Origin of the sequence: Paenibacillus apii (genome assembly GCF_011043685.1) — a bacterium.
Lineage (GTDB): Bacteria > Bacillota > Bacilli > Paenibacillales > Paenibacillaceae > Paenibacillus_AQ > Paenibacillus_AQ sabinae.
In genome coordinates this window covers 116,193-130,950 of sequence record NZ_JAAKGU010000013.1, presented here as the reverse complement: position 1 = coordinate 130,950, position 14,758 = coordinate 116,193, and the positions used below count along the sequence as shown (strand labels likewise).

The window sequence follows — 14,758 nt, the reverse complement described above, 5'->3', positions numbered from 1 at the left end:
TTAAACCACGTCGTAGCCTTGGTCCTCAATCGCTTCCTTGATGGCATCCACACTAAGCTTCCTGTCGTCATAATCGACCGCAACCGTCTTGGATGCCAAATCCGCTTTGGCCGACGCTCCCAAATTGCCCACTGCCTTCTCTACCGAGCTGACGCAATGCCCGCAGGACATTCCCTCCACATTTAATACAACGTTTGCCATGATTAATCCTCTCCTTATTTCATTAATCTGCCGACCGTAATCAGCAGTTCGTCAATAACCTCGTGTTCGCCGGCTTCGATTCGCTCGACAATACAGCTTTTCATATGGCCCTCGAGGAGCAGCTTTCCGACGCTGCCTAGCGCCGACTGGACCGCCGCAAGCTGGGTGAGAACATCGTCGCAGTAGGTGTCACGGTCGATCATGCCTTTGATGCCCCGAATTTGCCCTTCTATGCGGTTAAGCCGGGCCGTGAGCCCGTTCTTGAATTCCTGAGTATGATGACTTTTACGTACTTCGGAAGAATGGCAGTCGCCGCCGCAGGACTCTTGGTCAAGCGTCTCCTCTCGTTTTTCATGTGCCGTCATGCATCAACCTCCTCACCCATACTTTAATATACCCCCATAGGGTATGTCAAGTGAAATAAACATATTTTTCCTTACCGCTATTTTTTGTCACATTTCTTCGGAAAATTTTGTTATACGCAGGAGGATTTCCATAATTAGGGGCGAATATTCCCTCTTATCAAGGCTTTCCATAGTTCTAAATACATAGATTTAGGAGCTAACAACATGGTCTACGATGGCATTGTGCTCGGTCTGGTGGCGGGTCTGCTTCGCGGCGGCTTCCGTTATGGTCTGACGCAATTCGGCAACCTTCGCATCAGGGGCGGACTCTGGTTCCCTCTCCTGCTGCTGCTGCAGTTCGCCGTGTTTGAACTGAATGATCGGTCGTCTGCCTTTGCTTCGGTCAGCGGAATTATTTTTATCGCTGTATACGCAGCCGGGCTTTATCTCCTGTGGTTGAACCGGAGCACTCCGGGCTTCCTGTTTATTTTCGCCGGCGTCTTTCTGAACTTTCTCGTCATGGCCGTCAACGGCGGCAAGATGCCTGTATCGCTGGATGCGGCCAAGGTTCTGGACCCCTATTACGTGCATTTGCTGGAGTCGGGAACCGTCGCCACGAAGCATTATCTGATGGATTCGGCGACACGGCTGTCGTTTCTGGGGGACATTATTCCGCTGTCCAAGCCTTATCCGCGCACCCAGGTGATCAGCATCGGCGATATTGTGATGAACGCGGGGATTTTCCTCTACCTTCAGTACATTCTGGTTCCGGACAAACGGCAAATAAAGCAGGAGATGGAAGCCAAGCAGTCTTGACGATCCATTACCGAAAGGGGTGAGTAATTGTGAAAAAGAAACTGGACGGCGTGTTCTATTCGCGCATCATTATCAATACGGTTATCGTTGCTTCCGTGGTTATGGCTTTGACTTCCGGCTTCAGACTCATCGGCGGCGGTCGTTAATTCAAAGCAAGCAGAGGGGCAGGCTGATGTTCAGCCTGCTTTTTTAACATATTTATTAAAAGTTGAGCTATTTCAGGCGATATACATATGCAGGGAACAAATGCCGTTTGCGGGAAAAGAAGCCGGTTTCTGATGCGCTGAATTAACCTGCCGGAAATCTATGAAATTTGTATGTAATCCTTTAAAATAAGTGGAGCAACACGACATTTGCGAGAGGAGGATCACCATTGTCAAAGCAGGACACAGCCACGCCCAAGCTGAACCTGAGTCATCTATATGCAGCTGCCATTTGTCTTACGGGAATCGGCCTGTTCGCCTTATTTAATCGGGCCGTTTTCATCCATTACACTACTTCAACCTGGGTATGGGTATATGCGCTGGCGGGAGCGGCAGTGGTGCTGACGATCTTTACTTTCCAGCTTCCTCCTCAGGGCAACGGATTATCTCTGGACTCCTCCGTTTATCTGGCCTGTATTTTCGTCTTCGGACCCTCGTTCAGTCTAACCGTCCTTTTGGTTGCGTCCGCGGTGATTTTCCTGATAGAACGAAAGACCGTCTGGTGGAAGCATCTGATCAACTTTGCCGTCTATTCGATCATAAATGCCTCGGCGTCCTATACCTTTGCGGCGCTGGGCGGCGTACGGGGACCTCTTATGGACAACCATCTGGCGGCATATGCCGGCGGCATGGCGATCTATTTTATCATGAACACGCTGCTGATCGTCCTGTACTATTATGTCTTCCATAATGAAAATCTGTACGAGACGTTAAAGGGAATGCTCAAGGATACGATCATCGCCTACCTTAGCACGCTCGTGCTGTCGCTTGTGCTGACCATTCTTTTGTACCATAATCATATTTTCGGGCTGGCGCTGTTTCTTTGTCTCAGCATTTTGCTGTCCTATTCCTTCAAGCAAATGTTTACGATGTACCGCGACATTGAAGAACGGGCGAACCGCGATCCGCGTACCGGCCTGTTCAACCACAGCTACTTCGAGGTGGTGCTGGAGGAGGAAATGCGCAAATCCCGGAGCACCGGCTCCTCTCTGTCGCTGGCCATGATCGATATCGACGATTTCAAGAAATACAACGACCACTTCGGCCATCTCAAGGGCGACGGTCTGATTGTTTTTCTGGCGGAGTTGCTGAAAAAAGAATGCGGCGGCGCCGAAATGGTCGTCTCCCGCTACGGCGGAGAAGAATTCACGCTTCTGATGCCCTCTTACGATACCGACCAGGCTAAAGATTTTCTCGACCGCCTGCGCAAAACGCTGAACAACTCCCCCTTCGACGGCACGGAGATCTTTCCGCAGGGCTGTCTGTCCTTCTCGGCGGGCATCGCGGGCTACCGATCGGACATTCATGACAAATCGGAGCTCGTCGAACATGCCGATCAGGCGCTGTACTATGCCAAGAAGCAGGGCAAGAATATGGTGCATATTTACGGCCACCAATCGCTGCTTGAGCAGGATATCGATTTCAGCCAGGACGTACGGGATATCGAGCAGCAGCTCAACCTGTTCATGTACAAGGACATGGAGACCTTCAAGCATTCCAAGCGGGTATTCCGCTACGCCATGGACATCAGCGAGCTGTTGAAGCTCGACAGCCTGACGAAACGCCAGTTTACGCTGGGCGCCCTGATTCACGATATCGGCAAGCTGGAAATTCCCTGGGGCATTCTGAACAAGAAGGAGAAGCTCACGCCCGAGGAATGGGAAATGGTAAAATGGCATGTAACTTGGGGCAAGCAGATGGCGATGACCAATGACAAGTTCAAAGACCTCGCCGCCTACATCGAGCTGCACCATGAAAGGTATGACGGCAGAGGCTACCCCCACGGCTTCAAGGGGGAGGAAATCCCGAAGCTGTGCCGGATGCTGACCATTATCGATTCGTTTGACGCCATGACGACGGAGCGGCCCTACCAGCCGACCAAATCCGTGGAGGAGGCGATTGTCGAGCTGAGAGCCTGCGCGGGCAGCCAGTTCGATCCGGAGCTTACGGAGTTTTTTATCAGTTACATTGAGTCCAGGCATCTTCGCACCAAGGAGGCTGCGGTATAGCGCGCGGGATGTGCGCATTACCGCAGTTTCCCGCTCGGCGAGTGAAACGATAGATCAACCTTGAAAATCTTTGAAAATAAGCATTGCCCTCCTAGTGAACTCTCCCCCACTTAGCTTACGCATGAAGTGGGGGCTTCTGTTGGCATCGATACAGGGTTGCACACGCTTGCGAGCTTCATGTTTGAAGACTCAATGCCTGTTGCACCCTAATGAGGGAAGCCAACGTCCAATACGTTCGTTTTGCCAATGAAGGGTCTTTGGCCTCCAAAGACAACCACACCTTTTCAGATGTGGCTTTGTGTATACTGCGTAACACGTACCGTGCGCCGATGTTATACGAGGCATTAAGGTCCGCGTGATACGTTTTGCCTGTTGCGAATACAGCAACATCACGCTTCGTGTTGCGTTGCACCCATCCACTGCCGTCAAAAGCAAGCGCGCTTGTATTCGCAGGGCTAACCATGGAAACCCGCATCCCCAGGAAATGCGCCATTTCGGTCACTTTCGTTTGGATGCGCCGCTTGGCCCAAAACTGGAGTTTGGCACGAAGCCGCTTGGCTCCCCATGTTCCTTTAGGCAGACGCATCTTCCCTAAATACTCCATGACAATGACATCTGCGCTGTGCTTTTGGGCAAAGGCGAGGATTTGATGCGCGGTATCGTGGACGATATGCGTCTGTAAGCCGTTCATCCGCCGCCAGAAATTCGGTTTTGCCCCTAGACCGGATTGACGCTGGGCTTGTTTTAGTTTGCCTGTGATTTGCCGCATCCGATCTTTTTCTTTGGCTTGGTTAATAAAGGTCCTCGCCAAGACAGTGCCGCTTGCGTCCATCACGGAACAAACTGCGGAATTCGTTAATCCTAAATCAACGGCACACACCCGCTGTTTGGAATGTTCCGCCTGAGTCAACTTCACATCACCTTCATAGGCGATATGAAGAGCATAGCGTTTTCCTTTTCGAACCAATGTGGGGCTGCATTCTTTCATGCTCCACACGTTACGTTTAAATAGGTCCTGGCCTTTAAAGGTAATGGGGAACCATACCCAATCGCCTTGATGAAATACTTTGATGTTGGCTGTCGTATGAGATGTTCGTATGAACATGTTGCCTTTGTACAAGCATGGGAACGCCTGATGCTGAGCTTGGAGTGTCGGCGGTTTTTTCGAAAAGCGTTTCCCTTCTTGCTGGGCGTGTTTCCGCTCGGCTTGCCAAAGCTGAACCCGGGAATGATGACTTTTCACAATGCCAAACGCTTCGGCAATGGCACTTCTGCGGAAGTACGAAGGAAACTTATAAAAGCGTTGATCGAATTCGGTGTAGAACGGATTCGGATTGTGCCTGGTACGGTGAGTCAACCGTTCTACCGCCGTCACCACCGATTGGGTGGATAACGATGCCAAGGCCATAAACTGCTCTTGAATGACCGTAATCAAAAAGGACAGCGCCTCTTGATACACATGGAGAGTCGCATCCAACATGCGGTGGTGAGATATAATCGGATGTTTAAGTGTTTTGACCACCTTCATGAGATACGCCTCCATCGCAAGTTTGATGAGTCTAGTATAATACAGGAACGTATGTTTGGTAAAGCGAATGTATCTAACCCCCACCTTCGCTGTTGACTTGGAGGTGGAGGACTGCGACACTAAATCTATTCAAACTTGAATATAATTAATTTCATCAACTTACAAAAAAGGAGTTTATACCCATGCATTCGAAAGAAAGCAATTTGAAGCTGGTCGTGGTCGGCCTGCTGCTTGGCATTTTGATGACCGCCATGGACAACACGATCGTCGCCGCGGCCATGGGCACCATTGTCGCCGAACTTGGCGGCCTGGACAAGATTGTCTGGGTAACCTCCGCCTATATGGTCATGGTTATGGCGGGCACCCCCATATTCGGCAAGCTGTCCGATATGTACGGCCGCAAACGCTTTTTCATGCTCGGCCTAGTGCTGTTTCTGATCGGCTCGGCCCTGTGCGGTACGGCAAGCAGCATTACCCAGCTGAGCATTTACCGCGCCATTCAAGGCGTAGGCGGGGGCGCTGTGATGCCGATCGCATTCACCATCGTCTTTGATATCTTCCCGCCGGAGAAGCGCGGCCGGATGACCGGACTGTTCGGCGCCGTCTTCGGCATCTCCAGCGTGCTCGGCCCGCTTCTCGGAGCCTACATTACCGACTACGTCGGCTGGCAGTGGGTCTTCTATATCAATCTTCCCCTTGGCGTAATCGCCTTTGTTATGATCGCCATGTTCTACAAGGAGTCGGTCACCCACTCCAGACAGCGGATCGACTGGGGCGGTGCCCTTACGCTGGTCGGATCGGTTATCTGCCTCATGTTCGCCCTGGAGCTGGGCGGTCAGGAATATGCCTGGAGCTCCGTCAATATCATCGGCCTGTTCTCCGGATTTGCGGTTCTGCTGATCGCCTTCCTGCTGATTGAGCGCCGCGCGGCCGAACCCGTCATCACCTTCAGCATGTTTCAAAAAAGGCTGTTCGCTACAAGCGCCCTGGCCGGGTTCTTTTACGGTTCGGCCTTCATCGTGGCGACCGTCTACATCCCGATCTTCGTGCAGGGCGTATTCGGCGGGTCCGCGACCAATTCCGGCCTCATCCTGATGCCGATGATGGTCGGTTCTGTTGCCGGCGCCCAGATTGGCGGACAGCTCACGGCCCGAACGAGCTTCCGCAATATTATGCTGCTGTCTGCCGTCTGCTTCGTCACCGGCGTTGCCCTGCTCGGCACCCTGTCGCCGGACATTTCCCGCCTTCTGGTCAATATCTATATGGCCTTGACCGGTTTCGGCGTCGGATTCTCCTTCTCGGTGCTCAATATGTCCTCGGTCCATCATTTCGATGTCCGTCAGCGCGGCTCGGCCACGTCGGCCATTACCTTCATGCGCTCGCTCGGCATGACGCTCGGTATTACGATCTTCGGTATCATCCAGCGCAATATGTTTACGGACAAGCTGAGTAGTGCGTTCGGGGGAGCTGCCCAGTCCTCGGCCTTCGGCGATCCGCGGTCCGCGCTGACGCCTGAAGCCAGAGCGAAGATCCCAGCGCCGGTGCTGGAGAAAATTTCGGCTGCGCTGTCCTCCTCCATCGCGCATACGTTCCTGTGGGCGCTTATTCCGGCGGCGCTTGGACTCGGAGCCGTGCTGCTGATGCCGCATGACCGCCTGTTCAACCGCCAGAAAGCCCCGCAGCCGGTCCTCGACAAGGAGTAATCCCCATGTCGATGAAGCTGGCCATTCTCGGACTGCTGCTGGAGCGGGACATGCATCCCTATGAAATGATGCTGGTGATGAGAGACCGCGCTATGGACCGGATTACGAAGCTGCAGATGGGCTCCCTGTATTACGCCGTTGATCAATTGGCCAAGAGCGGTCAGATCGAGCAAGTTGAAATTATCCGCAGTATCGACCGGCCGGACAAAACGATATACAGGATTACGGGTTCGGGCAAATCGCTGTTCGAACAGCTGCTGCTGCAGCAGTTCCGCAAAAACGATGCGATATTTCACCCGATGTATATCGCCCTGGCCTTCTCCCGGCATGTCGATCCGGACAAGATCGCGAAGCTGCTTGAGGAACGCATCCGGGAGGCCGAGCACCAGGTCAATCTTGCCTATCAGGTCTACGAGGAGCATATTCCTTCCGTCTCCCGGGCGGCGCTGCATCTGATGTACGGCAAGTACGAGCACAGCATGACCGAACTGAAATGGTTGAAGCGCCTGTACAGCGATGTACGGGCGCACAGGCTCGGTGATGTCGGGGAACCGCTCGATCTGAACGTACAATAGCTTGCCGGGTACCCGCCCAGGATTAGAAATTGGGCATTTAAAGTTGTACAATAGCCTTGTTGTCATCAATCACATGTCGGAGGGATTGTATTGAAAACGTTACCGCTGAACAAACGCGGAATCCCCGCAAGCCGGCTGGTCCTGGGCTGCATGGGCCTTGGCGGAGGCTGGGACCGCGAGCCGGTTACCGAAGAGCACATCAAGGAAGGACATGAAGCTGTGGAAGCGGCGCTCTCGGTCGGCATCAATATGTTCGACCATGCCGATATCTATACACGCGGCAAAGCGGAGAAGGTATTCGGCGCCGTTCTTAAAGAACGCCCTGAGCTGCGCGAAAGCATCATTCTTCAGTCGAAGTGCGGCATCAAGCTGGCAGAGCCGGGCGAAAGCTCCAATATGTTCGATTTCTCCAAGAGCCATATCCTGAGCAGCGTGGACGGCATTCTGTCGCGCCTCGGCGCCGAATACCTCGATATTTTGCTGCTGCACCGGCCCGATCCCCTGATGGACCCGGAAGAGGTCGGCGAAGCGCTCCGCCTGCTGAAGGAGTCCGGCAAAGTCCGGAACTTCGGCGTTTCCAACATGAGCGCAGGACAGATCAAGCTGCTTCAGGCTTACAGTGACGAGCCGATTATCGTCAATCAGCTGGAAATGAGCCTGGAGAAAATCTTCTGGATCGATTCGGTCGTGAGCGTGAACCAGGAAGCCTGGAAGGACCACGGCCTGCCCGAAGGGACGATCGAGCATTGCAGGCTGGAGAATATCCAGCTTCAGGCCTGGGGACCGCTTGCCCAAGGCAAATACAGCGGACGGCCGCTGGGAGACGAGGAACCGGAAGCGGTCCGCAGCACCGCTCGCCTGGTTCAAAAGCTGGCGGAAGAAAAAGGGACAACTCCGGAGGCTGTCGTCCTCTCCTGGCTGATGACGCATCCCGCCGCGATTCAGCCTGTCATCGGAACGGTAAACCCGAAGCGCATCGCGGCTTGCAAAGACGCAGACAAGCTGGAGCTTACCCGCAAAGAATGGTATGACCTGTATGTCAGTTCGCGGGGCGTACGCTTGCCCTGACCCTTCATTCGGCGCAGCGCCGCCGGGAAGGCCATATGTCCGCTCATAAAGCTGCATTGCCGGCACCTTTCGGATTTCTCGGGCAAATCTGGAAAATGCCGGTTTTGCCATGTCTGCGGACGTTTGCTATACTAGTACAAAAAAGCAAGGAGGGGGGCGTAACTAGTCGTGCCAGATAACATAGGGCAGCACATTCAGCAGCTCCGCCTGGAGAAGGGATTATCCTTATCCGAGCTGGCGGGCAAGGCCGATGTGGCCAAATCCTACTTAAGCAATGTTGAACGCAACATCCAATCCAACCCCTCTATCCAATTCATCGAGAAAATTGCCGAAGCTCTGGACGTACCCGTTCACGTTCTTCTCTACGGAGAGCTTTCCGATTCGCAGGAGGAACCGCTCGATTCCGAATGGTTCAAGCTGGTTCAGGAGGCCATGGCCTCAGGTGTAAGCAAACGCGAGTTCAAGGAGTTTCTGGATTACCAGAAATGGCGGCTTGAACAAAAGGATCAATAATGCGTTGTCCGCGGGCAATATAAGAAGGTGCGGACATGCAGCTTGCAGATTCTTATACCGACATAAAGAGGCCATGGCGCCGCGCCGCCATGGCCTCTGTCATTATGAATTTGATTATCTTGTCAGACCCTTTCCACTACATAGCCTTCAGCGTCCTGTCATTGAAGAACCGACGAATTTCATCCGCATGAATCCCTTGCTTCTTCGCCTTCAGAAGCAAATATACCCATTCCATATCAAGCTCTACCGTCTGCAGTTCTTCGATTTTCCCCTGGTTGGACTTATCCAAAAAATCTCCTCCTAAGATTTTTGTCCCCAGGCAGTCCGGCCGTCGTAGTTTCTAAAGATCACCTTAGACCCGAGACTTTGTGCCCCAGCTTTTCAGCAGGTTTACCTTTTACTGGACCCTTGTTTAAGGATCTGGTTACGATCATCATTGTTACTAGGTTGCAAAGGTTATTATACAAAAGACTTGGCCGAAAGTGTGTCGAATGATGGAAACCATATAATTTGCGCGGAAGGGAAGATCAAATCAGGATGAAATGATAATCCCTATATAGCAATCGCTTTCAATTATGTATCTTCTTAGTAGTCTGTAGTATATAAGGACTATAAATTACAACTACCCCTTTTTCAAGTCCCCTAATCATATTTTTTGAACGTAAAAAATTATTTATCTAGTCATATAGGCCCGATAATTAGAGTTTATCACCTCTCCCGATGCGGTCTATAAGGTGCTGGTCGGCCAAGGGAAGACCGCCGTGATTACTCATGCCTTTTTTCGAACGGATTGGACGAAAGGTTGAATTGATTACCTATATTGAAAGTAGCACAATAGGATGGAAGCCATACCTTTATAATCGGTTATTTTTATAATAGAATGTAAACGTAATCATTGCAGCTCCTGTACAGACCGCCCTTCGGCGCCTGCCTGGAGTTTATCCGTTAGGAGGATGTTTTTTATGTCAGCCAATGAGTCCTATAGCGAATCCGTTTGGAGCAAGTATTACGGTCCTAATCTGGGCTACATCCAGGAAAAATACGAGCAGTTCACTGAAGATCCGTCTTCCGTCGAAGCCCGCTACCGCGAACTTTTCACCATCTACGGCCCTCCACCGCTGACATCCGAGGCCGCCAAAGCTCCCGGACCCTCGCTGTCTGGCGACACTGACTGGCTCCGGAAAGCGGTGAGAGCCTCCAAGCTGATCGCGAACATTCGCATCTTTGGCCATCTGGCGGCCGATATCGACCCGCTGGAACATGTTCAGGATTCCATGGCCAAATGGCTGAACCCCGAGACTTACGAACTGACGCGCGAGGATTTGCTTGCCCTGCCGGCCTCGCTTATCTGGGAGAACGCTCCGCCGGATGTGCAGACAGGCTGGGACGCTTATCACCGGATGCGCCAGACTTATACAAAGACGATCGCCTATGAATTCGGCCATGTCCACGACGAATCCGAGCTCCGCTGGCTGAACAACCAGGCCGAATCGGCCACCTCTCCCGCCCCGCTGACGCCGTCCGAGCGCAAAGCTCTGCTGAATCGGCTGATCGAGGTCGAGCATTTCGAAACCTTCCTGCACAAGACGTTCGTCGGCCAGAAGCGTTTCAGTCTGGAAGGCACCGACGTGCTGGTTCCGATGCTGGACGAGATCGTCCGGGCCGCCGCGCATGACGGTGCGGAGCATATTCTGATGGGTATGGCCCACCGGGGGCGTTTGAATGTGCTTGCCCATATTTTGGGCAAACCTTACGAAATCATTTTCTCCGAGTTCCACCACTCTCCGAACAAGGAGCTGTTCCCGTCTGAAGGCTCCATGGGCATCAACTACGGCTGGACCGGAGATGTCAAATACCATCTGGGTGCTGACCGCGCGGTGCATGAAGGCGAAACCGTGCGCGCCCGCCTGACGCTCGCCAACAATCCGAGCCATCTGGAGTTCGTCAACCCGGTGGTGGAAGGCTTTACCCGCGCCGCCCAGGAAGACCGGAGCGCACCGGGGCTGCCTGGGCTGGACACGAACAAGGCCATGGCCGTCCTGATGCATGGAGACGCCGCCTTCCCCGGAGAGGGCATTGTGGCAGAGACGCTGAATATCGGCCAGCTTAAGGGGTACCAGAATGGCGGAACGATTCATATCATCGTCAACAACCGCATCGGCTTTACAACGGAGAGCGAAGATTCCCGCTCCACGCACTACGCGAGCGATCTCGCCAAGGGCTATGAAATTCCGATCGTCCACGTCAACGCCGACGACCCGGAAGCCTGCATCGCCGCCGTCCGTCTGGCCAGCGCTTACCGCAGTCTGTTCAAAAAAGATTTTCTCATCGATCTTGTCGGCTACCGCAGACACGGCCATAATGAAATGGATGACCCGGAAATGACCCAGCCGATCGTATACGGCAAGGTGAAGAACCACCCTACCGTTTACAGGATTTATGCGCAGCGGCTGGAACGCGAGAAGCTCGTAACTCCTGAAGAGGTGGCGGCGATGAGCCGCGGTACCGAGCATGTGCTCCAGCAGGCCTACGAGCGGATAAAGGAAGGCAAGCAGAAGAACGGTGAAGTCAAGACGTCGGTCCCCGTTCAGACCGCGGAAAGCCGGACGGCCTCAACCGCCGTGCCGCTGACCCGGCTGCAGAGCATTAACCGCCAGCTTCTGTCCGTTCCGGACCAGTTCAAGGTGTACCCGAAGCTGCAGCGCATCCTGCAGCGGCGCAAGGACCTGCTAAACGATGGGGAGAAGGTGGACTGGGCGCTGGCCGAAACGCTTGCTTTTGCCACGATCCTGCAGGACGGGACGCCGATCCGGCTGAGCGGCCAGGATGCGCAGCGCGGCACCTTCTCCCAGCGGCATCTCGTGCTTCACGACAGCGACAGCGGAGCGCTCTTCGCCCCGCTTCACCAGCTTGAGGACGCCCGCGCATCCTTCGGGGTCTATAACAGCCCGCTGTCGGAGGCTTCGGTGCTCGGCTACGAGTACGGCTACAATGTGTTCGCGCCGGAGACCTTCGTGCTGTGGGAAGCGCAGTACGGCGACTTCGCCAATGCCGCGCAGGTCATTATCGACCAGTTCATCTCCGCCGGACGGGCCAAATGGACGCAGCGCAGCAATTTGACCATTCTGCTGCCCCACGGCTATGAGGGCCAGGGGCCAGAGCATTCCAGCGGCAGAATCGAGCGCTATTTGCAGCTGTCGGCCGAAGAGAACTGGACGGTTGCCAACCTGACCACCGCGGCGCAATACTTCCACCTGCTCCGCCGTCAGGCTTCGATGTGCGGCAAGGCGGACGCCAGACCGCTCGTCATTATGACGCCGAAGAGCCTGATCCGCAACCCGCGCAGCGCTTCCTCCGGCATGGAGCTGGCGTCCGGGCGGTTCGAGGCGGTGTTCCCCGAACCGCTGCTTGGACAAAAGCCGGGCGAAGTCAAACGGCTCGTGGTCTGCAGCGGCAAAATTGCCATCGATCTGGAGGCCGAGCTGGAAGCGTCCCAGGGCAGAGACTGGTCCTGGCTGCATATCTTGCGTCTGGAACAGCTGTATCCGTTCCCCGAGCGTGAGCTTGCCGCCCATCTTGCCTCCTTCGGCTCCCTTCAGGAAATTGTCTGGGTGCAGGAAGAGCCGAAGAATATGGGCGCCTGGAGCTTCGCGGAGCCCCGGCTGCGCGCCATTGCGCCGGCCCATGCCGGCATCCGGTATATCGGCCGTCCGGAACGCTCCAGTCCGGCGAGCGGATACGCGGATGTCCACAGCTTCGAGCAGCGCAGAATCGTCACGGAGGCCCTGAATTTGAACTCGCAAGCAAAAGCGGCTGTGCCGTCTCCTTCCGGGACGGTGTCACGATAGCAGAAATCCACACTTTGGGGAGGTAGCGGCCTGTGTCCGAAATTAAAGTGCCCGATTTGGGCGAATCCATTACCGAAGGCACGATTTTTAAGTGGCATGTAAAAGAAGGAGATTCCGTCGGCCAGGGAGACGTGCTGGCCGAGCTGGAAACGGATAAAGTCAATTTGGAAATCAGCGCCGAAGAGAGCGGCGTCATTTCCGCAATTCTGCGGGGAGCCGGAGAGAATGTCGCCGTCGGCGAAGTGATCGGCCGGATCGGCGACGGCGGTAGCGGCGGGAACGGCAAGGCTTCGGCGGACAACGGCAAGCCTGCCTCACCGGAAGCGCCGGTCGTGCCTGCCGCTCCGGCAGCGCCTGCGGCGCAGCAGCCGGCGGCGCCATCCGCCGGTGCAGGGACCCTGGCGGCCCCCGAAGGACCGGCCGCCGAAAGCGGCGCCGCGTACCTGGCTTCGCCGGGTGCGCGCAAGCTCGCGCGCGAGCGCGGCATCGACCTCGGCGAGGTCGGTGCGCGCGATCCCATCGGCCGGATTGGCCAGGCCGATGTGGAGACCTTCGGCGCAGCAGCGGCGCCCGCTGCGCCGAAGCCGGCCCCGGCCGCGCCCACGCAGGGCGCGCCCGACGGCAGCCCGCTGCCTGGGACCAAGGCGGCGGACGGGAAAGAGACGGAGCGCAAGCGCATGTCGCGCAGACGGCTGACGATTGCCAGCCGCCTGGTGGAGGCGCAGCGCACGGCGGCCATGCTGACCACCTTCAACGAGGTGGACATGACTGCGATCCTTGATATCCGCAAGCGGCGCAAGGATAACTTCAAGGAGAAGCATGACATCGGCCTCGGCTTCATGTCCTTCTTCACCAAAGCGGTGGTCGGCGCGCTCAAGGCGTACCCGCTGCTCAATGCCGAGATTGACGGCGATGACCTCATTATCAAGAAATTTTACGATATCGGCATCGCCGTGTCTGCCAAGGAAGGATTGGTCGTGCCGGTGGTCCGGGAAGCCGATCGGCTCAGCTTCCCGCAGATCGAGCGGCAGATCGCCGAGCTTGCCGCCAAAGCCCGAGCCAACACGCTCGCCCTCTCCGATCTTCAAGGCGGCACCTTCACGATTACCAACGGCGGCGTATTCGGTTCCCTGCTGTCGACGCCGATCCTGAACGCGCCGCAGGTCGGCATTCTGGGCATGCACAAGATCCAGCTCCGCCCAATCGCCATCGACGAAGAAACGACGGTCAACCGGCCGATGATGTACATCGCCCTGTCCTACGATCACCGGATCGTCGACGGCGCCGAGGCGGTTAGCTTCCTCGTCAAAGTCAAAGAGCTGCTGGAAGACCCGGAAGCGCTGCTTCTGGAGGGCTAAAGAAGGCCAACAGGAAGCCTTAACCCTCCTTTAAAGCTATCCCAAAAGTTATTTCGGGAAGCTGGGTCCCCACTTTAAACGGAATGTTATTACCCTAAATGACCTCATCTTCCACATGCCTGTGGAGCTTGAGGTCATTTTTGAGTCGTCCCCGTCTAATTCGAACCCTATTGGCACAGTCCCGCTCGCTCCCCGCTCCACACAACGCAACTCAGTGGTCCAGGATTCGCTCACCGCCGGACGGATGGGATGAAAGTCAGCATAGTGCGAAGCTCCTTAGAGCGCGGTGTTTGGCGTCAAATGACGGTGGTCAACCACATCGAACCTGCTAATCGTGAGCTGGAACGGAATTCCTCCCTCTTATTTTCCAACTGGAGGGCTTCTACCCAAACTGAAAGGGAATACCTCCCTCTTAATCAGGCGTTTTTGCAGAAATATAAGAAACCCCGGCCAATAAGCCGGAGCTTTTCCCGTTTATGTCCGTATAACGTCCCTTTTACCCTAAATAAAGGGGATATTTTCCAGTTCATACATGCGTCGGCTTAAACTCAAGCACCATCCTCGTTGGCCGCAGACGCGGATATTATTATGC

General features: G+C 54.9%; 12 protein-coding genes and 1 riboswitch. Of the genes, 8 read left to right on the top strand and 4 right to left on the bottom strand.

Translation table 11 applies throughout. The features are described 5' to 3' along the window. Positions 1–201 (bottom strand): copper ion binding protein, encoded by a 201-nt coding sequence (locus G5B47_RS22040; protein WP_165102890.1) that lies wholly within the window; start codon positions 199–201, stop codon positions 1–3. Between the two features lie 14 nt (positions 202–215). Beyond that, on the bottom strand, positions 216–566 hold the full coding sequence (locus G5B47_RS22035; RefSeq protein WP_165102887.1) for a metal-sensitive transcriptional regulator: 351 nt from the start codon (positions 564–566) through the stop codon (positions 216–218). 204 nt (positions 567–770) lie between these two features. Between G5B47_RS22035 and G5B47_RS22030 the strand changes: the two genes are divergently transcribed. Both G5B47_RS22030 and G5B47_RS22025 read left to right on the top strand, forming a co-directional pair. Continuing rightward, entirely contained in the window at positions 771–1,361 is a 591-nt protein-coding gene (locus G5B47_RS22030; RefSeq protein WP_165102884.1) for a DUF5317 domain-containing protein, read from the top strand. Between the two features lie 373 nt (positions 1,362–1,734). Further along, positions 1,735–3,573 (top strand): bifunctional diguanylate cyclase/phosphohydrolase, encoded by a 1,839-nt coding sequence (locus tag G5B47_RS22025; RefSeq protein ID WP_165102881.1) that lies wholly within the window; start codon positions 1,735–1,737, stop codon positions 3,571–3,573. A 175-nt stretch (positions 3,574–3,748) separates the two neighbouring features. Here the strand turns inward: G5B47_RS22025 and G5B47_RS22020 are convergent, their stop codons facing one another. Continuing rightward, positions 3,749–5,101 carry an RNA-guided endonuclease TnpB family protein gene (locus G5B47_RS22020; protein WP_165102878.1) on the bottom strand — a complete coding sequence of 451 codons (1,353 nt, stop codon included), beginning with the start codon at positions 5,099–5,101 and terminating at the stop codon, positions 3,749–3,751. A 182-nt stretch (positions 5,102–5,283) separates the two neighbouring features. On the opposite strand from G5B47_RS22020, the gene G5B47_RS22015 reads away from it, so the two are divergent. The 4 genes from G5B47_RS22015 to G5B47_RS22000 all read left to right on the top strand — a co-directional run bounded on the left by G5B47_RS22015 (position 5,284) and on the right by G5B47_RS22000 (position 8,960). Then, on the top strand, positions 5,284–6,804 hold the full coding sequence (locus G5B47_RS22015) for an MDR family MFS transporter (RefSeq protein ID WP_165102875.1): 1,521 nt from the start codon (positions 5,284–5,286) through the stop codon (positions 6,802–6,804). 5 nt (positions 6,805–6,809) lie between these two features. Further along, entirely contained in the window at positions 6,810–7,379 is a 570-nt protein-coding gene (locus G5B47_RS22010) for a PadR family transcriptional regulator (RefSeq protein WP_165102873.1), read from the top strand. A gap of 90 nt (positions 7,380–7,469) precedes the next feature. Next, positions 7,470–8,447, top strand: a complete 978-nt coding sequence (locus G5B47_RS22005; RefSeq protein WP_235957288.1) for an aldo/keto reductase — start codon at positions 7,470–7,472, stop codon at positions 8,445–8,447. 168 nt (positions 8,448–8,615) lie between these two features. Continuing rightward, positions 8,616–8,960, top strand: coding sequence for a helix-turn-helix domain-containing protein (locus tag G5B47_RS22000; RefSeq protein WP_025332838.1), 345 nt, complete (start codon positions 8,616–8,618; stop codon positions 8,958–8,960). Positions 8,961–9,096: 136 nt separating this feature from the next. Here G5B47_RS22000 and G5B47_RS21995 read toward each other — a convergent pair whose 3' ends face one another. Beyond that, on the bottom strand, positions 9,097–9,249 hold the full coding sequence (locus tag G5B47_RS21995) for an anti-repressor SinI family protein (protein WP_084266401.1): 153 nt from the start codon (positions 9,247–9,249) through the stop codon (positions 9,097–9,099). Positions 9,250–9,275: 26 nt separating this feature from the next. Further along, a riboswitch (cyclic di-GMP riboswitch) is annotated at positions 9,276–9,365 on the bottom strand. A 557-nt stretch (positions 9,366–9,922) separates the two neighbouring features. On the opposite strand from G5B47_RS21995, the gene G5B47_RS21990 reads away from it, so the two are divergent. Then, the gene (locus G5B47_RS21990) at positions 9,923–12,808 is read left to right on the top strand and encodes a 2-oxoglutarate dehydrogenase E1 component (protein WP_165102871.1); all 2,886 of its coding nucleotides are present in this window, start codon (positions 9,923–9,925) and stop codon (positions 12,806–12,808) included. Positions 12,809–12,840: 32 nt separating this feature from the next. Continuing rightward, positions 12,841–14,166, top strand: coding sequence for a 2-oxoglutarate dehydrogenase complex dihydrolipoyllysine-residue succinyltransferase (gene odhB, locus G5B47_RS21985; protein ID WP_165102869.1), 1,326 nt, complete (start codon positions 12,841–12,843; stop codon positions 14,164–14,166). Positions 14,167–14,758: the final 592 nt, after the last annotated feature.